Annotated in this window: 26 protein-coding genes; 21 read left to right on the top strand and 5 right to left on the bottom strand. The window is 53.4% G+C overall.

Features of this window, described 5'->3' with window-relative positions:
- Positions 1-41: 41 nt before the first annotated feature.
- From EVJ28_RS07140 to nhaC, 5 genes are all read left to right on the top strand, one after another.
- A complete protein-coding gene (locus EVJ28_RS07140; protein ID WP_131458623.1) occupies positions 42-860 on the top strand; it encodes a fumarylacetoacetate hydrolase family protein in 819 nt (272 codons plus the stop codon).
- A gap of 121 nt (positions 861-981) precedes the next feature.
- Entirely contained in the window at positions 982-2,235 is a 1,254-nt protein-coding gene (locus tag EVJ28_RS07145) for a S1C family serine protease (RefSeq protein WP_131488511.1), read from the top strand.
- Between the two features lie 54 nt (positions 2,236-2,289).
- A complete protein-coding gene (locus EVJ28_RS07150; RefSeq protein ID WP_201738407.1) occupies positions 2,290-2,634 on the top strand; it encodes a DoxX family protein in 345 nt (114 codons plus the stop codon).
- Between the two features lie 22 nt (positions 2,635-2,656).
- A complete protein-coding gene (locus EVJ28_RS07155) occupies positions 2,657-3,754 on the top strand; it encodes an amidohydrolase (RefSeq protein ID WP_131488513.1) in 1,098 nt (365 codons plus the stop codon).
- Positions 3,755-3,916: 162 nt separating this feature from the next.
- Positions 3,917-5,317 carry a Na+/H+ antiporter NhaC gene (gene nhaC / locus EVJ28_RS07160; RefSeq protein ID WP_370246370.1) on the top strand — a complete coding sequence of 467 codons (1,401 nt, stop codon included), beginning with the start codon at positions 3,917-3,919 and terminating at the stop codon, positions 5,315-5,317.
- 15 nt (positions 5,318-5,332) lie between these two features.
- Here nhaC and EVJ28_RS07165 read toward each other — a convergent pair whose 3' ends face one another.
- Positions 5,333-6,529, bottom strand: coding sequence for an HTH domain-containing protein (locus tag EVJ28_RS07165; protein WP_131458626.1), 1,197 nt, complete (start codon positions 6,527-6,529; stop codon positions 5,333-5,335).
- An 81-nt stretch (positions 6,530-6,610) separates the two neighbouring features.
- Here EVJ28_RS07165 and EVJ28_RS07170 point away from each other — a divergent pair, with 81 nt between their 5' ends.
- Together EVJ28_RS07170 and EVJ28_RS07175 are read left to right on the top strand one after the other, a co-directional pair.
- Complete coding sequence (locus EVJ28_RS07170) at positions 6,611-7,741, top strand: mandelate racemase/muconate lactonizing enzyme family protein (protein ID WP_131458627.1); 1,131 nt, start codon at positions 6,611-6,613, stop codon at positions 7,739-7,741.
- The gene (locus tag EVJ28_RS07175) at positions 7,728-8,399 is read left to right on the top strand and encodes a hypothetical protein (RefSeq protein ID WP_131488515.1); all 672 of its coding nucleotides are present in this window, start codon (positions 7,728-7,730) and stop codon (positions 8,397-8,399) included. Before EVJ28_RS07170 ends, EVJ28_RS07175 begins: the two co-directional genes overlap by 14 nt.
- A gap of 35 nt (positions 8,400-8,434) precedes the next feature.
- Here the strand turns inward: EVJ28_RS07175 and EVJ28_RS07180 are convergent, their stop codons facing one another.
- Positions 8,435-9,184, bottom strand: coding sequence for a GDSL-type esterase/lipase family protein (locus tag EVJ28_RS07180; protein ID WP_131458629.1), 750 nt, complete (start codon positions 9,182-9,184; stop codon positions 8,435-8,437).
- Positions 9,185-9,301: 117 nt separating this feature from the next.
- On the opposite strand from EVJ28_RS07180, the gene EVJ28_RS07185 reads away from it, so the two are divergent.
- From EVJ28_RS07185 to hfq, 6 genes are all read left to right on the top strand, one after another.
- Positions 9,302-10,222, top strand: a complete 921-nt coding sequence (locus tag EVJ28_RS07185) for an ABC transporter ATP-binding protein (RefSeq protein WP_131458630.1) — start codon at positions 9,302-9,304, stop codon at positions 10,220-10,222.
- Positions 10,215-11,213, top strand: a complete 999-nt coding sequence (locus tag EVJ28_RS07190; protein ID WP_131458631.1) for an ABC transporter permease — start codon at positions 10,215-10,217, stop codon at positions 11,211-11,213. The genes EVJ28_RS07185 and EVJ28_RS07190 overlap by 8 nt, the downstream gene beginning before the upstream one ends.
- A 179-nt stretch (positions 11,214-11,392) precedes the next feature.
- The gene (locus tag EVJ28_RS07195) at positions 11,393-12,922 is read left to right on the top strand and encodes a M4 family metallopeptidase (protein WP_131488517.1); all 1,530 of its coding nucleotides are present in this window, start codon (positions 11,393-11,395) and stop codon (positions 12,920-12,922) included.
- Between the two features lie 159 nt (positions 12,923-13,081).
- A complete protein-coding gene (locus tag EVJ28_RS07200) occupies positions 13,082-13,675 on the top strand; it encodes an AmiS/UreI family transporter (protein WP_131459062.1) in 594 nt (197 codons plus the stop codon).
- 237 nt (positions 13,676-13,912) lie between these two features.
- The gene (gene miaA / locus EVJ28_RS07205; protein WP_070327357.1) at positions 13,913-14,863 is read left to right on the top strand and encodes a tRNA (adenosine(37)-N6)-dimethylallyltransferase MiaA; all 951 of its coding nucleotides are present in this window, start codon (positions 13,913-13,915) and stop codon (positions 14,861-14,863) included.
- 12 nt (positions 14,864-14,875) lie between these two features.
- The gene (gene hfq / locus EVJ28_RS07210) at positions 14,876-15,124 is read left to right on the top strand and encodes an RNA chaperone Hfq (RefSeq protein ID WP_016509830.1); all 249 of its coding nucleotides are present in this window, start codon (positions 14,876-14,878) and stop codon (positions 15,122-15,124) included.
- Between the two features lie 41 nt (positions 15,125-15,165).
- Here the strand turns inward: hfq and EVJ28_RS07215 are convergent, their stop codons facing one another.
- Positions 15,166-15,678 carry a hypothetical protein gene (locus EVJ28_RS07215; protein ID WP_236633493.1) on the bottom strand — a complete coding sequence of 171 codons (513 nt, stop codon included), beginning with the start codon at positions 15,676-15,678 and terminating at the stop codon, positions 15,166-15,168.
- A gap of 157 nt (positions 15,679-15,835) precedes the next feature.
- Here EVJ28_RS07215 and EVJ28_RS07220 point away from each other — a divergent pair, with 157 nt between their 5' ends.
- From EVJ28_RS07220 to EVJ28_RS07245, 6 genes are all read left to right on the top strand, one after another.
- A complete protein-coding gene (locus tag EVJ28_RS07220; RefSeq protein ID WP_236634080.1) occupies positions 15,836-17,017 on the top strand; it encodes a DNA-binding protein in 1,182 nt (393 codons plus the stop codon).
- Positions 17,018-17,032: 15 nt separating this feature from the next.
- Positions 17,033-17,968, top strand: a complete 936-nt coding sequence (locus EVJ28_RS07225) for a CobW family GTP-binding protein (protein WP_131488521.1) — start codon at positions 17,033-17,035, stop codon at positions 17,966-17,968.
- The gene (locus EVJ28_RS07230) at positions 17,965-18,747 is read left to right on the top strand and encodes a 5'-3' exonuclease (RefSeq protein WP_131459067.1); all 783 of its coding nucleotides are present in this window, start codon (positions 17,965-17,967) and stop codon (positions 18,745-18,747) included. The genes EVJ28_RS07225 and EVJ28_RS07230 overlap by 4 nt, the downstream gene beginning before the upstream one ends.
- Positions 18,728-19,117 carry a reverse transcriptase-like protein gene (locus tag EVJ28_RS07235; RefSeq protein ID WP_131470756.1) on the top strand — a complete coding sequence of 130 codons (390 nt, stop codon included), beginning with the start codon at positions 18,728-18,730 and terminating at the stop codon, positions 19,115-19,117. Before EVJ28_RS07230 ends, EVJ28_RS07235 begins: the two co-directional genes overlap by 20 nt.
- Before the next feature lie 110 nt (positions 19,118-19,227).
- Entirely contained in the window at positions 19,228-20,628 is a 1,401-nt protein-coding gene (gene fumC / locus EVJ28_RS07240; RefSeq protein WP_131459069.1) for a class II fumarate hydratase, read from the top strand.
- 170 nt (positions 20,629-20,798) lie between these two features.
- Positions 20,799-22,289, top strand: coding sequence for a GGDEF domain-containing protein (locus EVJ28_RS07245; RefSeq protein WP_131470758.1), 1,491 nt, complete (start codon positions 20,799-20,801; stop codon positions 22,287-22,289).
- 14 nt (positions 22,290-22,303) lie between these two features.
- Here EVJ28_RS07245 and EVJ28_RS07250 read toward each other — a convergent pair whose 3' ends face one another.
- Positions 22,304-22,789, bottom strand: coding sequence for a dihydrofolate reductase (locus tag EVJ28_RS07250; protein ID WP_131459071.1), 486 nt, complete (start codon positions 22,787-22,789; stop codon positions 22,304-22,306).
- Positions 22,786-23,580: a thymidylate synthase gene (locus EVJ28_RS07255; RefSeq protein WP_131459072.1), complete on the bottom strand. Its 795-nt coding sequence runs from the start codon at positions 23,578-23,580 to the stop codon at positions 22,786-22,788. The genes EVJ28_RS07250 and EVJ28_RS07255 overlap by 4 nt, the downstream gene beginning before the upstream one ends.
- A 173-nt stretch (positions 23,581-23,753) precedes the next feature.
- Between EVJ28_RS07255 and EVJ28_RS07260 the strand changes: the two genes are divergently transcribed.
- Positions 23,754-24,278, top strand: coding sequence for a type 1 glutamine amidotransferase domain-containing protein (locus EVJ28_RS07260; protein WP_131459073.1), 525 nt, complete (start codon positions 23,754-23,756; stop codon positions 24,276-24,278).
- Between the two features lie 26 nt (positions 24,279-24,304).
- A complete protein-coding gene (locus tag EVJ28_RS07265) occupies positions 24,305-25,039 on the top strand; it encodes a Bax inhibitor-1/YccA family protein (protein ID WP_084812878.1) in 735 nt (244 codons plus the stop codon).
- The last annotated feature ends 55 nt before the right edge of the window (positions 25,040-25,094 follow it).

The raw sequence follows: 25,094 nt of genomic DNA on the forward strand, positions 1-25,094 counted from the left end.
CCCCGATTTTTTGTATACTAACAAAAAAGGGGGAAATCATTATGAAATGGTGTAGCTATGAAGTCGAAGGGGAGACAAGAGTCGGGGTGGTCGAAGGGGACCGAGTATATGACGTCAGTGATCAACTACATACGAACTCATTGTTAGAAGTGATTGCTCGCGAATTCGAGCCAGATATCGATTTAGACGTCGCAAGCGTACGATTGCTCGAAGACGTCAAACTGCTCGCACCTTACCGACCGCTGAAAAATGTCATCTGCATCGGGAAAAACTACGAGGAGCACGTGAAAGAGATGGATACGGCGGGAGCCGGTAAGCTCGTCATCTTCACGAAAGCACCGACCTCGGTCGTCGGTCCTGACGCCATCGTCGAGCGTCATGCAGCGCTTACCGACCAACTTGACTATGAGGGCGAGCTCGCCGTCATCATCGGAAAGTCAGGACGCGACATTCAAGACGTCGAGGACCACATTTTTGGGTATACCATCATTAACGATATTACGGCACGAGACGTGCAAAAACAGCACGTCCAGTTTTTCCGCGGCAAGTCGTTCGACACGTTCTGTCCGTTCGGACCATTTATCGTCACGCCGGAAGAACTCGAGTTTCCACTGTCAATCCGCACAGACGTGAACGGCGAAAACCGTCAGCTCGGATCGACGGATGACATGATCCGGCCGATCGATGAACTGATTCGGACGCTCTCAACAGGGATGACGCTCGAAGCGGGTGACATCATTGCGACCGGGACGCCAGCCGGGGTCGGACATGGGATGAAGCCACCAGTCTACCTCCAGTCCGGAGACCGGGTCGAAGTGACGATTTCCGGGCTCGGCACGTTACGGAACGACATCGTCTGACGAAATTGACGCAAATTGTGAAGAATCTTGTAATCGTTCCGTCAATTCCATGAAACGGTGCCGGCTTCTATTATACTCAGGGTAGAAGTTAGAGGAAACATCATTGAGGAGATGACATGTTATGGAACGAAATGATCGGCCAAATGAACAAAATCGACATGAAGATTGGTTAGATACAGAGCTAGGTTCGTCAAAGCGGGCGCCTGAGCCTCCGCAAGCGGAACAAGTCACTCGGCCCTCTTTCATGAGCCGGATGTTCCCAGGGTTCATCGGCGGCGTCGCCGGGGCGTTGTTGACCGGTGCGATTGCGTTACCGTTTATTGATCAAGCACCTGACGTTACGTCGAATACGAATGTGACGTCAGACGGGACACCTGTCCAAACCTCATCGAACATCAAAGACACATCGGTCACCAATGCGGTCGCGGTGGCACAACCGGCAGTCGTGACCGTGAACAACTTCGCGGCGAGCGGATTCTCGAACGAAGCGGTCGAAGCGGGGGTCGGATCAGGGGTCATCTATAAAAAAGAAAATGGCTCGGCTTACATCGTCACGAACCATCACGTCGTCAATGGCGCCGACCGTCTGACCGTCACGTTCAACGACGGCTCAACTGCTGAGGCGAAGCTCATGGGAAGCGATGCGACGTACGATTTGGCCGTGCTCGAAGTCGATGCGGACAACGTACCATCTGTGATTAAAATCGGAAAATCGAGCGAATTGAAACCAGGGCAGACGGTCATCGCCATCGGTAACCCGCTCGGACAGTTTGAGAACTCGGTCACACGAGGGATTGTCTCTTCGACGTCGCGCCTCGTACCGGTCGATACGGACGAGAACGGACAAGCCGACTTCAATGCCGAAGTCATCCAAACGGATGCGGCCATCAACCCCGGTAACTCTGGTGGGGCGTTGATCAATGAATCCGGTCAGTTGATCGGGATCAACTCGATGAAAATCGCGACCGATTCTGTCGAAGGGGTCGGCTTCTCGATTCCGGTCGACATCGCGTTGCCGCTCATCAATCAAATTGAGCAGACCGGCGAAGTGAACCATCCGTCGCTCGGTGTCTCATTGCGTGACGTTAATGAGTTCCCGCCTGGTTATTTGACTGAACAGATCAACCTACCGGAGTCGGTGACGGCCGGGACGATTATCGTCGACGTGCAGGCGAACAGTTCGGCGGCGGCAGCGGGCCTTGAGGCTCGTGACGTCATCGTCAAAATCAACGATCAACCCGTGTCCTCGTTCATCGATTTGCGGAGCGAATTGATTCGTGACACGGACGGCGTCGTCATGATCGAGTACGTCCGGGACGGCAAGACCGAAACGGTCGATGTCGAGATTCAAAATGCGAACGGAGACGCGTTGTAAAGATGGGCACGATGCCCATCTTTTTTGTTATGCTTAGAAAAAGGAGGGGATAACGTGATTCGTAAGTTATACGGTGTGTTATTTTTAGGGGCCGGCATCATGCATTTCGTTCAAGAGCGCGCCTTCATGTCGATTATTCCGAAATCATGGCCGTTTAAGCGCTTCATGGTACAGGCTAGCGGTGTGATTGAAGTCGTCTATGGCGTGTTGTTGCTCTTGGACAAAGGGACCGGCTTCGTCAAGAAGACGTTGCCAGCTTTTTTGATTGCCGTGTTCCCAGCAAACATCAATATGGCACTCAAACCGTCTCGGATCGGTGGCAAGACGTTACCAAAATGGGTGACATGGGGTCGACTGCCGCTGCAATGGGTGTTGATCAAAGGTGTCAAGAAACTGTGACTACATAACGGGGGAATCAATCATGACTATGAACGTACTGAGCTGGTTCGAGCATTTTCATGCTCATCCGGAAGTGAGTTGGAAAGAAAAAAAGACGACGAAGACGATTGCGGACATCTTGGCGTCATGGAACGTGCGTCACGAGACGTTTGACGACGTGACGGGTGTCATCGCTGAAATCGGCACCGGTGCCGACGTTATCGCCGTCCGAGCCGATATCGATGCCTTATGGCAACAAGTCGACGGAGAGTTCCGGGCCAACCATTCGTGCGGCCACGACGCCAACATAAGCATGGTGCTCGGCGCGCTCGAGCTGTTGAAGGACGAGGCGCTCTCGAAACGGATCCGCATTATCTTCCAACCGGCGGAAGAACAAGGTAACGGCTCGCTCGCGATGATCAATAAAGGGGCACTTGACGATGTCAGCCACTTATACGGCATTCATTTGCGCCCACTCGAAGAGCTGAAGCACGGCCAATACGCCGCTGCGATTCAACACGGCGCCGCTTTGTTCTTGAAAGGACGAATCATCGGAGACGATGCCCACGGTGCGAGGCCACACCAAGGTCAGAATGCGCTCGACGTTGTCTTCACGATCCAACAGATGTTGAAAAGCATCTATCTGTCGCCGTTTGAGCCGCATTCGATCAAGCTGACCGGTGTCCAGGCAGGAAGTGACAACATAAATATCATTCCGGGCAACGCCACGTTCTCGATTGACGTGCGGGCCCAGCAAAATAAAGAACTGCTCGAGCTTCGTGACCGTCTCGAGACGATGTTGCATCAAATTAGCGTGCTGCATGGCGTCGAGATCGAGTTGGAATGGCAAGACTTCACGCCGGGTGCCGAGATCGGGAAACACTCGAGCCGGATCGCAGCGGAAGCGATCATCGCACTCCATGGCGAGGACGCGCTCGTCAATCGCATCGTGACGTCAGGAAGTGACGATTTTCATTTTTACACGGTCGAGAAACCGGGACTCGATGCCACAATGATCGGGATCGGGGCAAATTTGACGCCGGGACTGCATCACCCGCAGATGACGTTCGACCGCGACGTCTTGCCTGAAGGGGCGGCTTTGCTCGCCGAGACGCTACGCCGAGCGGTTGCAATACGATAAAGTGAAACGAAATGGACGGGGCGTGAGCTTGCCGTCCATTTTTTTGTTGCCAACTTCTCATGTAAGCGTTATCATAATTTCATTAGCGACAATATAACGACAATTCTGAATTTTCGCTAACGGGGAGGAATTTACATGGAACTGCAGGGGAACAGGCAAGACATGAAGCTTGGTTGGGCGTTGTTGCCGCTACTTGTCATGATTGGGGTCATGCTCGTCGCCATCGTCAAACTCGAGCAAGGGCCACACATCCCGCTCATCGTCGGGACGGCGACCGCTTCGCTTGTCGCGTGGCGTCACGGCTACAAATGGAAAGACATCGAGGAGATGATGTACAAGGGGATACGGCTCGCCTTGCCGGCGGTCGTCATCATCATCTTGGTCGGTTTGACGATCGGCGCCTGGATCGGGGGAGGCGTCGTCGCCACAATGATTTATTTCGGGTTAAAGATCATCTCGCCGGCCTACTTCCTCGTGACGATCTGTCTCATCTGTGCGGTCGTTGCTTTGTCGATCGGCAGTTCGTGGTCGACGATGGGGACGATCGGTGTCGCCGGGATGGGCATTGGGCTCAGCATGGGGATTCCGGCGCCGATGGTCGCAGGTGCCGTCATCTCGGGCGCCTACTTCGGCGATAAGATGTCGCCGCTGTCGGATACGACGAACCTTGCGGCCGGTTTGACGCATACGAACTTGTTCGTCCACATCCGTCATATGCTTTATACGACGATTCCGGGACTCATCATCGCGCTCGGCGTCTATTGGTGGCTCGGGACGCGTTTCAATGATACGGCGACGAATCCTTCAGATATCGTGCAGACGCTCGGCATTTTGGAGGACAGTTTCGTCATCTCGCCTTGGTTGCTACTGATTCCGCTCGCGGTCATCGTGCTCGTCACGAAAAAAGTACCGGCTATCCCGGCACTCGTCGTCGGGATCGCGCTCGGCTTCCTGGCCCAAGTCGTCATTCAAGGCGGATCGCTCTCGGATAGCGTCGGTGCGCTTCAAAGCGGCTATGTCATCGACACCGGCAATGAGCTCGTCGATAACTTATTCAGTCGGGGTGGGCTCGACGCGATGATGTATACCGTCTCGATGACGATCGTCGCGATGACGTTCGGGGGGATTTTGGAGTATTCGGGGATGCTGCAATCAATCATGAACCAGATCGTCAAACTGGCGAAGACGGCCGGATCGATGATCGCGTCGACGATTCTCGCCGGGATTGCGACGAACGCGACGTGTTCCGAGCAATACATATCGATCGTCGTGCCGGCACGCATGTTTGCCGGGGCCTATGAGAAGATGGGGCTCCACTCGAAGAACTTGTCCCGGGCGCTCGAGGACGGCGGCACGCTGACGTCAGTGTTCATCCCGTGGAACACGTGCGGGGTGTTCATTCTCGGGACGCTCGGTGTCGGGGCGTTCGAGTACGCGCCGTACGCCGTGCTCAACTTCGTCGTCCCGGTCATCTCGATCATCTATGCGTTCACAGGGTTCACGATCGAACGGATCACGGTGTTGCAAGCAGAAACACAAGTCGAAGATCAAGCGGCATTATAAAAATTTCCCGGCCCTCTAGGCCGGGAAATTGAATTTATAGACGGCGCGGGGGCGGCCTTGGGCGTAACTCATTTCTTCACCGATGACACGGACGAGCTGGGCGTCGTGTAATTTTTTGATGAGCCGCTCGGTCGTCCGTCGCGAGACGTTCAAGTAGTCGGTCAGCTCTTTGGCGGTGAACTCGAGTTTACGTTTCGAGAACCGGATGATCTTGCCGGCGTTGGCCGGGCTGATGCCGACTTGTTTGACGATATCGAACGCAACTTCTTCGGTCACACGGTAAGAAATCACGTCGTCGCGTTTCGGGAAAGACAATCGCTTCGAGTCGTCAACGATGCGGACTCGTTCGTCGGTGGCTGCAGACAAGGCGATTTGTGCATGTTCGTAAGCTTGTTGGTATTGGGTGCCGTAGCCGATCCCGATTGAATAGTCAAAAGACGCGGGGGCGAGCGTGTTTTCTTCGAGGGCGTTGATCGTCTCGCCTTTCGTCGTCAGTAGAGCGGTCGAGGGACCGTCCGTCGTTTCGAGATGTCCGCCGATGTAGTGTACCGTTGCCAAATGGTCGCGGAGCGCCTCGGAATCGGTATCGTATAAAATGATTGAAAATTGAGCGTTGTCCGCCAATAGTTGACGAACACGTTGAATCAGTTGCTCGAGGTGGTACCGGATCGTACTCGGCGGCTCGATCATGAGCTGACTCTCATAGCCTTGCTCTTGCAATTGGCGGTGGACACGCTCGATGCTCGTCAAGGCCAAGTTCGTTTGAGCGGGTTGTAAGTCCGCATGAAACGCGAATACGTCTTGAAAGTCGACGTCAGGATGAATCTTCATTAAACGAGGTGGTGTCGTCACTGCGGGGAGGGACGATAAAATCGACGCCAACCGTTTCGGCTCGATCACATCGATCGACACGTGTTCGAGGGAGACGGCACGAGTGAGCGCCGCCGACAGGAGCGTCGTCAACAGCACGGTCTCGTCTTGGACGACGTGGTGCGCCAGGCTCGAACTGAGATAAGGCAGCGCGTAGGAATAAGGGAACGAGCCAGAGAAGAAGACGCCGTCGAACGAACCGAGCTGTTTGGCGATCGTGGCCGCCTCGTGCGGATGTTGATACGTATAGTAGGCGAAGCGAACGTCTTCATAATCGGGGGCCAGCGCCGTGATGGTAGCGACGAAGTCGGTTGAACCGACGATTGCTAAATGAAGCGACATGCGAAAACTCCTCCTTGCAATTTAGCGACTATTTAACGACAATATATACAATGAACTTTTAAATGTAAAGGAGCACTTATCATGAAACTAGAAAAAATAGAACTGTTTGCGATTGAACTACCGCTCAAAGTCCCGTTCATCGTCAGCTACCATCGCTATGACGTCATGCCGTCGGTGATCGTCAAGATGACGACCGAATGCGGTCTCGTCGGGTACGGTGAGGCGGTTGCCGACGAACACGTGACGGGCGAGTCGCTTGAGAGTACGATCAGTGTCATTCGCCACTTGCTCGGTCCACTGTTGATCGGACGGAACCCGATGCATCTAGAACGGATTCACGACGAGATGGAACGGGCCATCCGCGACGTTCCAGCGGCCAAGGCAGCGCTCGATATCGCTTGTCATGACTTGATCGGGAAGAAGCTCGGGCAACCCATCTACGAGTTGCTCGGCGGACGCTATCACGACGCCTTCCCGGTCACACACGTCTTAAGTATCGGTGAGCCTGAAGCGATGGCGGCGGAAGCGTCGGAACAGGTCGGAGAAGGTTACACGGCCGTCAAAATGAAAGTCGGCGTCGATGTCGCCTCGGACGTCCGTCGTGTCGCGGCAGTAAGGCAAGCGGTCGGTCCTGACGTCCCAATCCGTGTTGATGTCAACCAAGGCTGGGTAAACGCGGCGAAGACGCTGCAGGCGATGCGTAAGCTTGAACCGTTCGATATCGATTGGGTCGAGCAACCGGTCAAAGCCGACGATTTTGAAGGAATGCTCGAAGTCAAAGGCAAAATATCGGTCCCGCTTATGATTGACGAAGGGGTACGGGGTGTCGCCGACATGCGCCGCTTGACGATGATGCAAGCGGCGCATAAAGTGAACGTGAAATTGATGAAGTGCGGTGGCATCTATCCGGCGAAAAAACTCGTCCATATGGCCGAGATGTCCGGTATCGAGTGTCAAATCGGCTCGATGGTCGAATCGTCGATCGCCTCGAGCGCGGGCTTCCACGTCGCGTTCTCGAGCAAAATCGTTCAATCGGTCGAACTGACCGGCCCGCTCCGGTTCGCTACGGACGTCGGCAATTTGACGTACGATTTACCGTTCATCCGCTTGAACGACCGCCCGGGTCTAGGTGTCGACGTCGATGAGGACATACTCCGCCGCCTGACGACCGATTACTACGAAGTCGGAGGCGCCGATCATGTGGCACGGTGAATGCAATGGACTTGAACTCGACGTTCGGCATCTGACCGATATGGACTTGACGGCCATCGAAGCGGTGCAACACACCGTGATTGCTGATCTGGCCGAAGGTAGCCATTACCAAGCGCTCACGACAGACGAATTCATGAAGCTGTTGTCGGATCAGACAATCATCGGCGCGTTCCATCAAGGGGTGTTGATCGCGTTTCGGGCGTTGCTCATCCCGCCGCTCGATGACGAACATTTAGGTCGTGACATCGGGCGGCGTGAGGATGAGCTCGATCGCATCATCTATCAGGAGGTGACAAACGTCGATCCGTCTTATCGGGGCTACCGTTTGCAGCAGCATTTAGGGAAGCTGTTGATGGAAGAGTTGAGCCAAGATGAGCGGTTTGACCTCGTCTGTGCGACCGTCGCCCCGTTCAACATCCCGAGCTTGAAGGACAAGTTTGTCCTGGGCCTAAGAATCGGCGCCCTCAAACAAAAGTATGGCGGTAAACTTCGTTATATCTTTATGAAAGAACTGCATACGGGTTGGCGACCGTTAGGTGAGACGGCGTGGCTTGAGATGAGTGATACGGACGGGCAAGTCGAATTGTTGAAGACGGGTTGGTACGGCACGGCGATGAAACGAGTCGACGAGACGTGGCTCATCCAATATGAACGGTAAAAATGGCCTGATCACATGGATCAGGCCAAACGTGTTTAGTCGAGGATGAACAAAATGTCTTCGGCAAACTTTCCATACGTCCGATCGCTCGGGTGGAACTGGTCGCTTGCGAGGTCTCGGGTGACGTCGCTCACGTACGCGAACGGATCGATCACGTCGATGCGGTACGTATTCCCAAGATTAGCCGCCGCAGCGTTCCAGTCGAGAATCAGCTGGTTGAACGCCTGTCCGTTCGTGTTCTCGGGGAACGGGTTGTAGAGGGCGATATAGACGATTTGAGCCGAGTCGTTCAGACCACGGATTTGTGCAAAGATATCATTTAAGTTTGCTTTAGCGTACGTGACGACTTGTTCGATATCGACGGATTCGAAGTTATCGACGTTCTCGCCCCGGTTGAACAGGTCGTTGCCGCCGATCGTGAGCGTGATGTAGCGGGCGTTTTTGATTGTCCGCTGAACTTCCGGCTGAGCGAGCTGAGCGAGCAGGTCCTCGGTGCGTGCCCCCGATATGGCCAAGTTTTGTGTCCGGATATCTTGGTTTTCGAGAGCGGCGCGGACCGGTTGAACGTAACCGGCACCTGACGTCGAGCCGACGCCGCGCGTGATTGAATCGCCGAGGGCGACATAAATCTCGCCGTCCGGTTCAGGTCTTGCTTCTTCACTAATTGATAATGTACGCTCTGGCGGATTGACGATGTCTTGATACCCAATCCACAGCCCAAACAAGGCCGTTGCCGTCAACAAGACAGAGCCGATTAAAAAGGCATACCATTTCCCATTTTTCATCTGATGACCTCGCTTTCTATGTAACCATCATATCAAATATATTTGAACCTGCCCTATGTGAATGTTCGAATAGGACAGAAGCGGACGAGTCCGCTAGAATAGAGTTGAGGTGAGACGATGCAACCAACATTGAAAATAGACCATTTGACAAAAGTAATCGGAAAAAAAACCATTATCGACGATATCTCGTTCGATGTGTTTCCTGGGGAAGTGTTCGGCTTTTTAGGACCGAACGGCGCCGGTAAGACGACGACGATCCGGATGATCGTCGGCTTGATCAAACCGACGAAAGGGTCCGTCTCGATTTGTGGTTTTGGCGTCGAGCGCCAGTTCGTCCAAGCGATGAACCAGATCGGGGCGATTGTCGAGAACCCTGAGCTGTATAAGTTTTTGAGCGGCCGCGAGAACTTGAACGTGTTCGCGCGCATGTTACCGGGTATCACGGAGGCCCGGATTCAGGAAGTGATCGACCTCGTCGATTTGACGGCCCGAATCGATGACAAAGTGAAGACGTACTCGCTCGGGATGCGCCAACGGCTTGGAATCGCGCAGGCGATGCTCAATAACCCGCGTGTCTTGATTTTAGATGAACCGACGAACGGGCTCGATCCGATGGGGATCCGTGATTTGCGACTGTTTATCCGTCGCCTCGTCGAAGAGACCGGACTCAGTGTGCTCGTTTCAAGCCACATCTTGGCGGAAATCGAGTTGCTTGCTGACCGTGTCGCCATCATGTCGCGCGGCAAAATTGTGAAAGTCGGTACCGTTCAAGAACTGATCAACGAATTGGCGTCGACAGTCGACGTTCACGTGGCGGACAGTTTTGCGGTGTTGCCGATTGTTCGTGGTTTTGAATCGATCGAGCAGGCGGACGTCGTCGACGAACGGACGATTCGTGTCTCGATGAACTTAGAAGACACGGCTCGATTAAACCGTTATTTGCTTGATCGTGATGTGGAAGTCTTCGGTCTCGAACGACGTGTTCAGACGCTCGAAGAACTGTTTATCACATTGACCGGGGGTGACCATATTGTCTAATCCATCTTTACTCGGCCTGATTCGTAACGAAGTGTTGAAGATCCATAAGAAACGACGGCTATTGGTCGTCTCGGTCATCCTCGTCGTACTCGTCTCGATGTTCACGTACGCCAACTATCGTCAAATCGAGAAGCAGCGTGAAGAGCAAGGGACGATCGACTGGCGTGTCGACCTGCAGCAAGAAATCGTCGATACGCAAAACCGGCTCGCCTCGGCGAACGTCCAAGACGAGTTTCGGCAAATCCTCGAGTTCCAAGTGCAACAAAATCAATACTACTTAGATAACGACATCAACCCGAGTTATCCTGGGGCGCCGACGTTCATGCGTGTCTTCTTCTCCCAAGGGACGACGCTCGTCCTGCCGCTGTTCATCATCGTTCTGATGGCAGACATCGTCAGCGGCGAGCATAACGACGGGACGATCAAGACGCTGTTGTCACGTCCGGTCCGGCGCTTTAAGATTTTGTTGGCGAAATGGATGACGACGCTGTTGTACACATCGATCCTCATCTTCATCACGGCGTTCGTCAGTTACGCCATTTCCGGGATCGTGCTCGGATGGGACGGTTGGACCGCACCGATCTTGACCGGATTCCAGGCCTCAGCGACCGGGACGTTCTCGACCGACTTCGTCCATACGCTGCCGATGTGGCAATACTTGCTCATGTCGGTCGGTCTATCGTGGTTCGTCGTGGCGGCCGTCGGTACGATCGCACTCATGATTTCGGTCCTCGTCAAAAATACGGCGACCGGGATCGGGATCATGATGGCCATCCTCATTTCAGGACCACTCCTCACGTCGCTCGGGTCGAACTGGGACAGCTCGAAATACTTGGTGAACGTCAACTTCGGTCTTCATACCTATCTCGAGGGACAAGCCCCGCCGATCGATGGGATGACACTGCCGTTCTCGCTCATCGTCATTTTAGTTTGGACGCTCGCGGCGTTGGCGTACGCGTTCTATCACTTCACCCAAAAAGATGTCTATTAAATGAGAAAGTGTCACCATCCCGGTGACGCTTTTTTTATACGGTTGAAAGCACTAAACAGGAAGACTGAATAGGTTAAATGTCTCAATAGTTAGAATTGTCAAAATAATCAATAAGTTGGATTCCTTAACTGTGGGAAACTATGTAAAGTAAGAGACACCACATAAGGAGGGAAACACATATGAAAAAAGTTTTATCGACATCATTGATCGCAGGCGTCTTACTCGTTCCACAATTCGCCGGGGCGGCAGAACTGAAGACAGGCACGTTGACAAAACCATCGACTGAGGCGCCGGCGACGATCGTCAAAGAGTTCGCCAAAGCGAAAGGAGAATTCAAGACGATCGAATCGAAGCGCGACAAAGTCGGACAAGTCGTCAAACTCCAACAGACGGTGGACGGTGTTCCCGTATTCGGCGGTATCGTCGTCGGAGTGGTCGACGACGCCGGGCAATTGAAGACGGTCGTCGATGACACGAAGCAACTGAAAGGACTACATAAATCGATCAAACTGAACGAACGAAAAGCGATCGCCCGCTATAAAGAACTTGTCGGTCATACAGGCGCCTACGAGCTCGAGCCGGCAGCGGAACTCGTCATCTACCCGAACAAAGGTGAAGCGGCTTATGCCTATGAGGTGACCGGGACGATCCTTGATGCTGAGGAACCATCACGTTGGACGTACTTCATCGATGCGGCGAGCGGCGAGGTGTTGAACAAATACAACCAGTTGGCCCACGCCAAACCGGTGAACGGCGTCACAGGAACGACGTTTACCGGAACGGGCATCGACGTGCTCGGACAGAGCCAAACGTTCAAGACGACGAAGAGCGGTTCATATTACTATTTACAAGACTCGACGCGCGGTAAAGGCATCTATACGTACGATGCCGGCAACCGGACACGTCTTCCCGGATCACTTTGGGGCGATGTCGATAACGTCTTGAACACGACGTATGATCGGGCCGCGGTCAGTGCGCACGTGAATGCGACTAAAACGTACGATTTCTTCAAAAACACTTACGGCCGCAATAGTTACGACAACAACGGGGCGGCTCTCAACTCGACGGTCCATTACAGCCGCAGTTACAACAACGCGTTCTGGGACGGCAGCAAGATGGTTTACGGGGACGGGGATGGACAGACGTTCACGTACCTCTCGGGTGCGCTCGATGTCGTCGCCCACGAATTGTCACACGCCGTCACCGAGTACACGGCCGGCTTGATCTACCAGAACGAATCGGGTGCGATCAACGAAGCGGTGTCTGATATCTTTGGTACGGTCGCCGAATACAGTGTCGGATCGAACTTTGACTGGTTGGTCGGGGAGGATATCTACACGCCAGGCGTTGCGGGGGACGCTCTACGTTCGATGTCGAACCCGGCCGCTTACGGTGACCCGGATCACTATTCGGTGCGTTATACAGGAACGCAAGACAATGGCGGTGTCCATATCAACTCAGGAATCGTCAACAAAGCGGCCTACTTGTTAGGGAATGGCGGATCGCATTACGGTGTCTCGGTCCAAGGTGTCGGCGTCATGGAGGTGGGGGACATCTACTACCGCGCCCTCACGGTCTACTTGACACCGACTTCGAACTTCTCGAGTCTTCGCCAAGCGGTCGTCCAATCGGCTAAAGACCTTTACGGTTCGACGAGCACACAAGCCGTTGCTGCCGCGAAATCGTTTGACGCGGTCGGCATCTACTAAGCTGAAAAACATCTCTTCCCACGTGGAAGAGATGTTTTTAGTTTGGAAGGTGAGTCCACCCTGTGAACGAATCATTTCCCTCTTGCGTTGAAAGCGAATCCAATGTACAGTGGACGTATCGAATCAGACGTCAGACATCTATACAAAGGAGCAATCATTGTGGGGAATATTAGTTTGTTGTTCGGCGGCGTGGCACTGTTCATTAACAGCCTCGTCCTGTTTGGGAAAGTCGATATGAAAAGTGCCGGGGTGTTCAGCCTGTTCACCGGTATGTTTCAGACGTTCATTGCGACATGGCTCGTCATCGGGGCGAGCCCGTCAGAACTGTTTGGATACGCAGGTATTTACTTGTTCGCATTCACGTATTTGTACGTCGGTGTGACGTTCATCTTTAACTTGGACGGACGCGGTGTCGGCTGGTTCTCACTGTTCGTCGCGATTTCGGCACTATTTTACGCCGTCGTCGGGTTCGCGAACGGTGACAGCATGGGCGCGGTGTCGTGGCTGTTCTGGTCGTTCCTTTGGGGATTATTCTTCTATGGGATGGCGCTGGAACGAGCGATCGACGGCGTGATAGCACGCGTCGCCTTCGTCCTCGCTTGGTTGACATTGATCGTACCCGCACTGCTCGGCTTGGCCAATTTGATGACGCCACTCTATGACGTCATTTGGTGGGCGGCGAGCGGTACGGCTGTCCTCTACTTTGCCTTCGCGATGTCGCGGTTCAAACGCCAAGTCGAGACGGCAAACTAAAAACGCTCATCCTGAGCGTTTTTAGTTTGCATGTTAAATTGTGTCTAAAGTGTGAAAAGTGGGAAAGGAGTAGGTAAAGGAGGCGGTCACAGATGAGTGATGGCTTGATTTTACTGCTCGGTTTATTAATCTGCGGTTGGATGCTGTTTGCGGTCGTATTTGATGATACAATTAAAAGAAGAATTTGACGGGCCGTTTCCTTTTTAGGAACGGTCTTTCGTTTGAGGAGTGACAGAAATGAAAAAGACACCAGTCATCGTGATCGTTGGGCCGACGGCAGTCGGGAAGACGAAGACGGGCATCGAGCTCGCCAAGGCGTTCGACGGAGAAATCGTATCAGGCGACTCGGTCCAAGTGTACCGCGGAATGGATATTGGTTCCGCCAAAGTGACGGTCGAAGAGGCGGAAGGCGTACCGCATCATTTGATCGACATTTGTGACCCGGATGAAGCGATGAGCGTCGCCAAATTTCAACGTCTCGCCCGCGCGGCGATCGACGATATCTACTCGCGCGGGAAGGTGCCGATTGTAGTCGGTGGAACGGGCCTGTATATTCGGGCGATTTTATACGATTACGAGTTCACGGAGCGACCAGTCGATACGGAACTGCGTGCAGCGCTAGAAGCCGAAGCGGAAGCACACGGCGCCGAGGCGTTACATGATCGCTTGCGTGGCCTCGACCCGAGGCGCGCCGACATCATTCATCCAAATAATGTCCGCCGTGTCATCCGTGCCCTCGAAGTCGCGCTCTCAGGTGACGAGCAGGCAATGGATAGTGCCCCATCTGAGCATTACGATTATAAGTTGTTCGTCCTGCACGCCGATCGCGACGTCTTATATGAGCGGATCAATCATCGCGTCGATTTGATGATCGAAGCGGGTCTCATCGAAGAAGTCGAGCGCTTATTGCGTGCCGGGTACCGGGAGACACAGGCGCTACGGGCCATCGGCTATAAAGAAGTCGTGCCATACTTAGACGGGAAGCTGACGCGAGAGCGGATGACCGAGACGTTAAAACAACATACACGCCAGTTTGCAAAACGGCAATTAACGTGGTTCCGTCATCAATTTGATGGGATTTGGGTAGATATGGGAAAGAAATCATTTGAACTATCGTATAAAAATATCTATGATGAGGTTGAGGAGTTTTTTCGAAAATTCCGATTATTTGAACGAGACATAGACTAGGGGGAATGCAACATGAAGGCAAGCTATAACATCCAAGATCATTTTCTGAACCAATTGCGCAAAGAAATGGTTCCGACGACCGTGTTTTTAGTCAGTGGCTTCCAAATTCGCGGAGTCATCAAATCATTTGACAACTTCACAGTGATCGTCGAGTCGGAAGGGCGCCAACAGTTGATTTATAAACATGCGATTTCGACGTTCTCGCCAGCACGGAACGTCACGTTGTTCGAACCGGAAGCGGTCGAGATGACGGAAGGTTAATTGAAGCATAAGGAAAGAGCGGCCCGGGGACCGCTCTTTCCTTATGCCGTTTTTATGTTGCGATCATCATGGAGCGCCTCGAGGACGCGATGGATGGCGCAGCCACCGAGCAACGAGTCGAGTTGCTCGCACATTTGGGCGGGACTCGACCGATACAAGTGCGTATACGTCCGTTTCCACGAGCGGTCGGCCGACTGAATGCGGACGAGCAGGTCGGCGTGACCGAGCTCTTTCAGCTTATCGATATTCATCCGGTTCGTCCGGGCGAAGGCAGATAAGACGACCGCTTTCGCGAGCGGTGTTTGCACCGGATACCCTGAGACGATTAAAGCGGCCATCGCCCCTTTCATCTCATGCGCGACGACCGAGTCGATGAGGTCGTCGTGCGTATATGGATTTCCGGCGTGACCGGCGACTGCCTGTTCAAGCTCATTGTCTGATACGGGACAGACCGCCCCTTCAAGGATACCGTCAATCGTTGGATGGACATCTGCATAACGTGCCGCTTCCCCTGTCGCGATCAACCGTTCATACGTGTCTAGTAGTGAAATCATCATCGTTCCCCCTTTTTGTAACTACTTATATCGTAACAATATAGGTAAGCGCTTTCAATACATTCCTCGCAAGTTTCTGACCAGTAACGAAAGTATGTTCGCCTCAAACGATAAAACACGATACAATGGGCAAAGAGAAGAAAAAGGGGGTCATATCATGAATTATTATCAACAGATCGACGCGGTCACAGGTGGTGGCACGTTCGACCGGGCCCGGTTCCAAATCCCGAAAGTCGAGAAATCGAAGCTGCGTCTAACGGATTTGTCGGACGGGACACCGATTCAGACGAATGCGCTCGTCAGTTCGGTCGAGGTCCGTGAAGGCAAGTCTGGCGCCAAATGGTTGCAGCTCAATTTGACGACGTCAGGCGGGCTGATCCGGGCCAAACATTGGCTACGGGGCAACGAAGACCAACTGCTACCGATTTACGAATCGGGCGTGATCGCCTTAGAAGGAAAGATCGACGTCTATCCGAAGCCGGACGGTGCCAAATCGATCACGATCGACCGGGCCCAACCGATGTCTCGTGACGAGGCGGTGTCGCTCTTGCCTGGACTTCCAGGCGACGAGACGTTCGATCAGTATGCCGAAGAGCTGTTCTCGATTTTGTCGACGCTGTCTCCGGACTATGAGGCGATCGCGCTGGCGCTCCTCGATCAATATTGGGACGATTTCGTGTTGGCTCCGGCTGCGCTCTACCATCACCACAACTACGTCGGTGGACTGTTAAAACATACAGTCTGCATGTTGCGACTCGGTTACCGCATCCAAGAGCAAGACGATTATTTGGCGACTGCGTTCCGGATCATCAAAGAAGCCGAGCAGTTGCACAAAGTAGACGTATGGAATACGATGAACGGTGTTAAAGTCGAGCAGGCGTTCCGTGGGACGTTTGAGTCGCTCTATACGGCGTGTGAGGCGATGGCAGAACTGAAAGAACCGCTCCGCTGGGACGAACTCGCGCTCGGTATCTTGTTCCATGATATCGGCAAATTGTTCGAATACAGTCATCTGTTGTCGTCACCGAGACGGTTCGAGCAGCTGTTTTACGTCACCGGCACGAGTGAGACGACAGGGATCGCCATCAATCCGATGGGGAGTCTGGTCGGTCACATGCCATACGGAGGGCTGTTGTTCGAGAAGAGTCAACAAGCCGCCGGCATCACGTTGCCGCTTGACGTCCACCACCGGATTTGGCATATGATCTTGTCCCACCACGGAAAACGGGAATGGGGTTCTAGCGTCCTGCCGGCCACGACCGAAGGGTGGCTGCTCCATTTGATCGACTTGTTGGACGCTCGCTACGAGAAGTGGGCACGGGTCCACGAAAATTTATAAAGTGAGGTGCAAGGCATGATTCCCGTGCAATTAGTGACCGGCTTTTTAGGCGCCGGAAAAACGACATATATGAACCGTCTTTTAGAAGCGACGGACGAACGATTGCTCTTGATCGTCAACGAGCTCGGCTCGGTCAACATTGACGAACAATTGATCGTCAACATGGATCAAGAACAGATCGAACTGTCGAACGGTTGTATTTGTTGTTCGATCCAAAATGATTTGAGCAAGACGTTTTATCGACTCGCCTCGCGAGGCGAGTCGTTCGATCGCATCGTCATCGAGACGACAGGTGTTGCCGACCCGGCCCCAATCATCCAGACGATTTATTACGACGATTACTTACGCTCGCGCTTTAAACTGACGGCGATTTTGACCGTCGTCGATGCGAGCCAGATGGACCGCGAACTGTTCATCGAAGGTATCCATCAAATCGCCTATGCCGATGTGATCTTGCTCAACAAAGTCGATCTCGTCAGCGAGGCCGAGCTCGGGCGGGCCCACGGCCGGATTCGTGAATTGAACCCGACCGTACGTGTCATCGAGACCGAGCAGACGGTCGGAGCGTATGAGTTACTCGAGAACACGTTCCAGCTCTCCCGCATCGATGAACGTCTGCTCGGCGAGCTGACAGCCGGACATACGTCCGTCTCGACGCTGCGGGCCATCACGATCACGACCGACGTGCCGTTAAACCGCGAGCGGGTCACGCGTTACGTCAGAGAAGTGCTCATGCACTATGAACAAGACGTCTATCGTCTCAAAGCGATTGTCCGTATTGAAGGCGAGTCTTCAAAATTTGTCGTCCAGGCGACGAACCAGTTGATGGGCGCGACGTTCGCCAATGAACCGAGCGACGATACCCGGTCTGTTTTTGTCTGGATCGGCAAAGAACTTGACCGGGAAGCGCTTGAACGCGGGATGAAAGCTTGTGAGGTGAATGAACGATGAGGTTGATGCTAGTAGATGGATTTAACTTATTATCGCGTTATTATTTTGCGACCGAACGGCGCCGGGCGCTCGACCCCGAAGTGACGTTGAAAGGTTTGCTTCGTAAAGTCGACGGCTGGACGAACGAGTTTACCCATATCGCTTTCTTTTGGGACGGACCAAGAGAGACGACCCATCGGTTCGCCTTGTTCCCCGACTATAAGGCGACCCGGACCGGTCTGCCGGAACCGTTGTTTCATGATTACGTCAAACTGCGGGCCGCCCTCACGGAACGCGGCATCTTTCAGTCCGAGCTGGCCGGGTACGAGGCGGACGATTTGATGGGGGCCGTCGCGACGGCGTTCCCCGGGGAATCGTACATGTACTCGTCCGACCGGGACTTGCATCAACTGTTATCTTCGAACGTGTTTCAAATTGTCCCTAAAAAAGGCGAGGAACTGTTGATGAGCCGGGAATTGTTCGAAGCGACGTACGGGGTGAGACCGTTACAGTTCGTCGATGTGAAGGCGCTCCAAGGCGATGCGTCGGACAACATTCCGGGCGTCAAAGGGATCGGCCCAAAGACGGCGACGATCCTCGTGCAGTCATACGATACCGTCGAGCAGTTATACGAGCTGTTGCGAACGGAACAGTTGCTTGAAGCACACCAAAAGTATGCGAAAAAATTGGACGGGCACGAAGAAGTCGCGTTGCTGTCGAAGCGTCTGTCACAAATCGATATCGACGCTCCGATCGAGACCGACTGGGAGGCGTACCGCTTTGGTTCACGTTTATTTTGACGCGGCCACGAATCAACAGACCGGGGAGAACGGGCTCGGTGTCTGGCTAAAGGCGTCCGATGGGACGGTCGTTACGTTCACAGAGAAGCGGACCGGGCTATCGAGCGTTCAAGCCGAGCTCGCGGCACTCGTCTTCGCGCTCAAACAAGCTGAAGCGCTCGAAGGGGAGTCGACGTTCCTGTTTTATTCAGACGCCGAGACAATCGTGCGTGCGCTCGAGCAACGCTTTATGAAAGACAAATCGGTCAAACCGCTATTTCTTGAGGCGTTGATCACCTACGACGAACTGCCGGTCACGTTCATCAAGTGGATCCCACGGGCAGATAACCGGGCTGACGCGGTCGCAAAGGCAGCGCTGCTTGGTAGATGAAGAAGTCGAGACGTGTCTCGACTTTTTTTCGATTCTCATAGGCGCACGTTTCTTTTTTGCAAAAATTTCGCTAAAATGAAAGCGTAGTCAAAAAAAGAGGGGGAATTTTCATGGATTATCGGATCGAACGGGACACGATGGGGGAAATCAACGTCCCAGCTTCAGCAAAATGGGGAGCACAAACACAACGAAGCTTAGAGAACTTTAAAATCGGGACGGAGAAAATGCCGCTCGAAGTCGTTCATGCGTTCGCGATTCTGAAAAAAGGCGCGGCCTTGGCCAACGCTGAATTAGGGGTCCTCGAGCAAGGCAAGGCGGACATCATCGCCGAGGTCGCAGATGAGATTGTGGCGGGTGACCATGACGCCGAGTTCCCACTCGTCGTCTGGCAGACAGGATCAGGCACACAATCCAATATGAACGTCAACGAAGTGATCGCCCACTTGGCGAACGACAAGTTAAAAGCACGCGGGCAGTCGCTGACGATTCATCCGAACGATGACGTCAACAAGTCACAAAGTTCAAACGACACGTATCCGACTGCGATGCATATCGCCGCCATCCTTGCCGTCGAGGATAAAGTCATTCCGGCGATCGAAGCGCTCCATGCGACGCTCGACAAGAAAGCCGAAACGTATATGGACGTCGTGAAGATCGGGCGCACCCACTTGCAGGACGCGACGCCGGTCACGCTCGGGCAAGAGATCAGCGGCTGGGTCCGCATGCTTGAACTATCGAAACAGATGATTGAACGGACGCTTGAACCGTTAACAGAACTCGCGCTCGGAGGGACAGCGGTCGGGACAGGCATCAACGCGCACCCGGATTTCGGTGAAGTTGTCGCTGCCAAAATTTCGACTGAGACCGGTAAACGTTTCGTGACAGCCGTGAACAAGTTCCACGCGCTCACGAGTCACGATCAACTCGTCTTCACGCACGGGGCGTTGAAGGCGCTCGCGATGGACGCGATGAAGATCGCCAACGACGTCCGCTGGCTCGCTTCTGGTCCTCGTGCCGGGATTGGTGAGATCACGATTCCTGAAAATGAACCGGGTAGCTCAATCATGCCTGGAAAAGTGAACCCGACGCAAAGTGAGGCGTTGACGATGGTCGCGGCCCAAGTGCTCGGCAACGATACGACGATCGGGTTCGGCGCGAGCCAAGGGAACTTCGAATTGAACGTCTTTAAGCCGGTCATCATGTACAACTTTTTACAGACGTGCCGTTTATTGACAGACAGCCTTCATTCGTTCGACGTTCACTGTGCCGTCGGGATCGAGCCGGATTTAGATGTGATCGCCCATAACGTCGAACGCTCCCTTATGCTCGTCACGGCGTTGAATCCGCACATCGGCTACGAAAATGCTGCGAAGATTGCCAAGCATGCCCATAAAAAAGGCATCTCATTGAAAGAGTCAGCGCTCGAGACAGGTCTATTGACCGAAGAGCAGTTCGACCAGTGGATTCGTCCGGAAGAGATGACATCACCTAATCTAAAAGTTGGAAAATAACAGGAAGAGCGGTCTTTGAACCGCTTTTTTTTTGATTTTATAGGACGTTTGAACTAGATTAATGTCAAACAATAGGAATTAAATGAGGAAATAGTTGTATTTTCGTGGGTGAAGTCGCATAATCAGAGACAGAAGCGAATATCGGGGAGAGCGAAACTGGGGGGGCGGGCATGGAGCAACATCAACTCACAGATCAAGTACATAGAATTTTGGCGAAAATCACGGAAGCTAGACAGATTCAAAAAACCGAAATCGAATTTTTATTGGATTGGATGAAAACGGAAGTCAAAAATCGTCGACTCATGCATCTGCTTGAGATTTTTAGCCGGGTCGAGTCTGACGTGCGTGAGCTGCCGCCCGTCTTGACGCAGTCAGAAGCGATTGCGTTGATTGCGCCGGTCAAACGTTATATTCATACGGTTTTGGGAATCGAACAAGAAGATGAAGACTTAGTATTGATTTTATCGGGTAGTTTCTCTACGTTTAGTCGCTACAAACCGAGAGTTGAAAAGTTAGGGGCGAGGCCGGTGTTTCTGCAGACGATCGCAGAAGCGGTCGAGTACGATTATGAAGACGTCCCGAAAGCGATCGTCATGGATGTCGAACTATGGTCTCACTTCCCAGAGCGAGACATTCAGTCGTTCGTCAGCAAAATGAAGAAACTCTATGTGCCGCTCATCGTCATCGGGACGAATGAGCATTATCGCTTGGCCGCTTATTCATACGGCTTTGATGATTACTGGGAATCGTGGATCCCGATGGAAGAACGGCTCGTCCGGCTCGGCTTACATATTGAAAAGGCACGGCTCGTCTCGAACGCGCTTCTCGTCGATGAATTGACGGGCGCTTTTAACCGTAAATACTTAAAAGCGACGTTCAGCCGGTTCGTCTCCCGGTTAGAGCGTTCCGGAGAGAGCTTCACGCTCGCACTTTTAGACATCGATCACTTTAAGCAGTTAAATGACACGTTTGGCCATGCGTATGGCGACGAAGTGTTGCATCGCATCGCCGAAGAGATCCGTCTAGCCATCCGCTCGAGCGATGAGTTGATTCGGTACGGCGGCGAAGAGTTTTTGGTCATCCTTAACGTTTCCGACCGGACCGTCGTCGACGCGGTACTTGAACGGGTCAGGACGCGGATCGAACAGATGGAGTTTCCTTACGAGCACCATGTCACCGTGTCGATCGGTTATACGCGCGTCTGCGAGACCGGGATGACGCTCGGAGAGTGGTGCGCCTATGCCGACGAGGCCTTGTATAAAGCGAAGCGTGACGGGCGTAACCGCATCATCCGTTATTCGTCTGCAGTTCGAGAAGAGAAGCGTCTCGCTTACGTGACGATGAGCCCGCAAAAATACGCCTCACTCGCCGAACAGCTGCCGAAACAGCATCGGCGCTACGAGGTCGTCTATCGGCCGTACGACTTATACGCCTGTAACGATAACGTCGAGATGTTCATCTTAGACGAGTCAGGGTCGACCTCGACGAAAGGAACGCTATCGGCCGTGAAAGAACAACGCGGCAAGTATAGCCATATCCTTGCCGTCACGAAGCGGACGGCGACCGAGCTCGGGACGCTGTACGATGATTTGGCGGAGCAAGACCGTAACGACGTCATCACAGAAAAAATTGAGCAATGGCTTGAAAAATTACCGGATTGAAAAAGACATCGATCTCATTCGATGTCTTTTTTGTCGTATTGGCGGAACGTGAAACTATAATCATGCCGCTCATCTTTCGGATGGAACCGTTCGTCCGTGACGATGAGATTTTGCGGCGTGAGCGGGTAATACGTGTCCGCCTCGAACGTCCCGTCGACCTCGGTAATATAGAAGCGTTCGGTGACTGGCATCGTCTGTTCATAAAGCGTCGCCCCGCCGATGACCAAGAAGTCCTCGGTGTCGCGCGCGGTGAGGATGCGATCGAGGTCGTGCCAGACTTCGACATCGGGTGCTGAAAACTCACGGTTCGATGTGACGACGATGTTGCGCCGGTTTGGGAGCGCCCGGCCGATCGATTCAAACGTCTTTCGTCCCATGACGATTGTCTGACCCGTAGTGACGGCTTTGAAGTATTTCAAGTCGTCAGGCAGGCGCCAGAGCAAGCCGTTGTCTTTCCCGATTTCACGATTCGATCCACAAGCGACGACATGGATGATCATACGCTGACCGCTCCTTTAATGTGCGGGTGCGGGTCGTAACCGACGAGTTCAAAGTCCTCGAACCGGAAGTCCTCGATCGATGATACGTCACGCAAGATGTTCAGTTTCGGAAGCGGGCGCGTGTCACGCGTCAGCTGCAGCTTCACTTGCTCGAGGTGATTATGATAGATGTGCGCGTCACCGAGCGTGTGGACGAAATCGCCGACCTCAAGACCGGTCACGTGGGCGACCATGTGCGTCAACAAAGCGTATGACGCGATATTGAACGGCACGCCGAGGAACGTGTCGGCGCTGCGTTGATACAACTGGCACGACAGTTTGCCGTCGGCGACGTAAAACTGGAACAACAGATGGCACGGCGGGAGCGCCATGTCATCGAGTTGACCAGGGTTCCAAGCAGACACGACGAGTCGACGAGAGTCGGGATTCGTCTTGATCTGTTCGATCACTTGGGCGAGTTGATCGACACTCGAGCCGTCTGGTTTCGGGAACGAGCGCCACTGGGCACCGTATACCGGGCCAAGATTGCCGTCCTCATCCGCCCATTCGTTCCAGATACGGACACCGTTGTCTTGTAGGTAACGGACGTTCGTGTCGCCAGAGATGAACCAAAGCAGTTCATGGATGATCGAGCGCGTATGTAATTTCTTTGTCGTGATGAGCGGGAACCCGTCCTGCAGGTTGAAGCGCATCTGATAGCCGAACACGCTCGTCGTGCCGGTACCGGTCCGGTCTTCTTTGACGACGCCGTGGTCGAGAATATGGTTACATAAGTCGTGGTATTGTTTCATGGTAGGTGTGCCCCCTTTTCAATCATTCATCTCTAACGTTATCACATCTACCACAAGATGTAGATGATTTCTTGACTGTAAAATCGATATACAGCTACGAGACAGTGATTATTCGTTTTCGGGATGTCCGATTTCGGGTATACTAGGGAAAGACAATTAAAGGGAGGGATTCGATGAAGTTACAAGGTATGAATATTTTGCAGATCGTCAGTGACGACTTTGAAGATTTAGAACTCTGGTATCCGGTCCACCGGTTACGTGAAGAAGGGGCGAACGTCATTCTCGCTGGCGAGAAAGCGGATCACGCTTATATTGGGAAGTATGGCGTCCCGGCCAAGTCGGACGTGGCGTTCGACGACGTCGACATCTCGTCGTATGATGCGTTGCTCGTCCCGGGCGGCTGGTCGCCCGACTTGTTGCGCCGTTTCGACTCGGTGAAAGGGTTCGTCCGCTACATGGATGAGCAAAAACGGCCGATCGGTCAAATCTGTCACGCGGGCTGGGTATTGATTTCAGCCAACATTCTTCAAGGCGTCAACGTGACGAGTACACCGGGCATTAAAGACGACATGGAAAACGCGGGCGCGATCTGGCACGATGAGCCGGTCGTCGTCGATGGCCATATCGTCTCGAGCCGTCGTCCGCCAGATCTGCCCGACTATATGCGTGAGTTTATCAAGGTCATGACCAAAAACTGAAAAAAGAATAAAGGAGATTTCTACAGTTGAACTTAAAATCTAACCCAATTCTCCGTAAATCGATGGAGTCGACTGCTTATAGCACAGAGCCGATGACGAAAGCCGGTACGTGGTCGAAAGTGTTCACGTTGCTCTTGCTCGTGACGGCCGCGGCTGGTACGACATGGCTGCTCGTTCCGACGATCGGGGAAGCGCTCTTGTTCCCACTCATGATCGGCTCGCTCATTCTTGGCTTGATCATGGCGCTCATCATCACCTTCAAACCGAACACGGCGCCTGTCGTCGCACCACTCTACGGCATCGTCGAAGGGGTGTTCGTCGGTTCGATTTCGTACTTCTTTGAAGCGATGGCACCGGGCATCGTCGGTCGCGCCGTCTTGACGACGTTTATCGTCGCGTTCGCGATGTGGTTCGTCTATTCGACCGGGCTCGTCAAAGTGACGCAAAAGTTCCGGGCCGGTGTCACGGCCGCGATCTTCACGGTCATGCTATTGTATCTCGTCCAGATCGGCATGAGTTTCTTCGGTTCCGGACTTCCGTTCATGACGGGGTCGTCACCGCTCGCGATCGGTGTCCAGTTCGTCATCGTCATCATCGCCTCACTTGCGCTCGTCCTCGACTTCGACTATATCGCACGTCAAGTCGAAGCCCGGGCACCGAAGCAGTTGGAATGGGTGGCGGCGTTCGGATTGATTGTAACGCTCGTCTGGCTCTATATCGAATTGCTCGACTTATTGTACCGCCTCGCGATGCGAGACTGATCATCGGCCTTGGGCCGATGATTTTTTTAGGAAGACAGGAAAGGATGTGACCGCC

The organism is Exiguobacterium sp. SH3S3, assembly GCF_004337115.1.
Taxonomy (GTDB): Bacteria; Bacillota; Bacilli; order Exiguobacteriales; family Exiguobacteriaceae; genus Exiguobacterium; species Exiguobacterium aurantiacum_A.

What these genes read in the sequence shown, in the direction of transcription:
- EVJ28_RS07175 (WP_131488515.1), top strand. Translation starts at nt 7,728, where the DNA reads ATGTGGCACGGTGAATGCAATGGACTTGAACTCGACGTTCGGCATCTG.
- hfq (WP_016509830.1), top strand. Translation starts at nt 14,876, where the DNA reads ATGAAGGCAAGCTATAACATCCAAGATCATTTTCTGAACCAATTGCGC.
- miaA (WP_070327357.1), top strand. Translation starts at nt 13,913, where the DNA reads ATGAAAAAGACACCAGTCATCGTGATCGTTGGGCCGACGGCAGTCGGG.
- EVJ28_RS07145 (WP_131488511.1), top strand. Translation starts at nt 982, where the DNA reads ATGGAACGAAATGATCGGCCAAATGAACAAAATCGACATGAAGATTGG.
- EVJ28_RS07245 (WP_131470758.1), top strand. Translation starts at nt 20,799, where the DNA reads ATGGAGCAACATCAACTCACAGATCAAGTACATAGAATTTTGGCGAAA.
- EVJ28_RS07260 (WP_131459073.1), top strand. Translation starts at nt 23,754, where the DNA reads ATGAAGTTACAAGGTATGAATATTTTGCAGATCGTCAGTGACGACTTT.
- nhaC (WP_370246370.1), top strand. Translation starts at nt 3,917, where the DNA reads ATGAAGCTTGGTTGGGCGTTGTTGCCGCTACTTGTCATGATTGGGGTC.
- fumC (WP_131459069.1), top strand. Translation starts at nt 19,228, where the DNA reads ATGGATTATCGGATCGAACGGGACACGATGGGGGAAATCAACGTCCCA.
- EVJ28_RS07230 (WP_131459067.1), top strand. Translation starts at nt 17,965, where the DNA reads ATGAGGTTGATGCTAGTAGATGGATTTAACTTATTATCGCGTTATTAT.
- EVJ28_RS07215 (WP_236633493.1), bottom strand. Translation starts at nt 15,678, where the DNA reads ATGATTTCACTACTAGACACGTATGAACGGTTGATCGCGACAGGGGAA.
- EVJ28_RS07180 (WP_131458629.1), bottom strand. Translation starts at nt 9,184, where the DNA reads ATGAAAAATGGGAAATGGTATGCCTTTTTAATCGGCTCTGTCTTGTTG.
- EVJ28_RS07225 (WP_131488521.1), top strand. Translation starts at nt 17,033, where the DNA reads ATGATTCCCGTGCAATTAGTGACCGGCTTTTTAGGCGCCGGAAAAACG.
- EVJ28_RS07155 (WP_131488513.1), top strand. Translation starts at nt 2,657, where the DNA reads ATGACTATGAACGTACTGAGCTGGTTCGAGCATTTTCATGCTCATCCG.
- EVJ28_RS07185 (WP_131458630.1), top strand. Translation starts at nt 9,302, where the DNA reads ATGCAACCAACATTGAAAATAGACCATTTGACAAAAGTAATCGGAAAA.
- EVJ28_RS07140 (WP_131458623.1), top strand. Translation starts at nt 42, where the DNA reads ATGAAATGGTGTAGCTATGAAGTCGAAGGGGAGACAAGAGTCGGGGTG.
- EVJ28_RS07255 (WP_131459072.1), bottom strand. Translation starts at nt 23,580, where the DNA reads ATGAAACAATACCACGACTTATGTAACCATATTCTCGACCACGGCGTC.
- EVJ28_RS07165 (WP_131458626.1), bottom strand. Translation starts at nt 6,529, where the DNA reads ATGTCGCTTCATTTAGCAATCGTCGGTTCAACCGACTTCGTCGCTACC.
- EVJ28_RS07250 (WP_131459071.1), bottom strand. Translation starts at nt 22,789, where the DNA reads ATGATCATCCATGTCGTCGCTTGTGGATCGAATCGTGAAATCGGGAAA.
- EVJ28_RS07170 (WP_131458627.1), top strand. Translation starts at nt 6,611, where the DNA reads ATGAAACTAGAAAAAATAGAACTGTTTGCGATTGAACTACCGCTCAAA.
- EVJ28_RS07195 (WP_131488517.1), top strand. Translation starts at nt 11,393, where the DNA reads ATGAAAAAAGTTTTATCGACATCATTGATCGCAGGCGTCTTACTCGTT.
- EVJ28_RS07220 (WP_236634080.1), top strand. Translation starts at nt 15,836, where the DNA reads ATGAATTATTATCAACAGATCGACGCGGTCACAGGTGGTGGCACGTTC.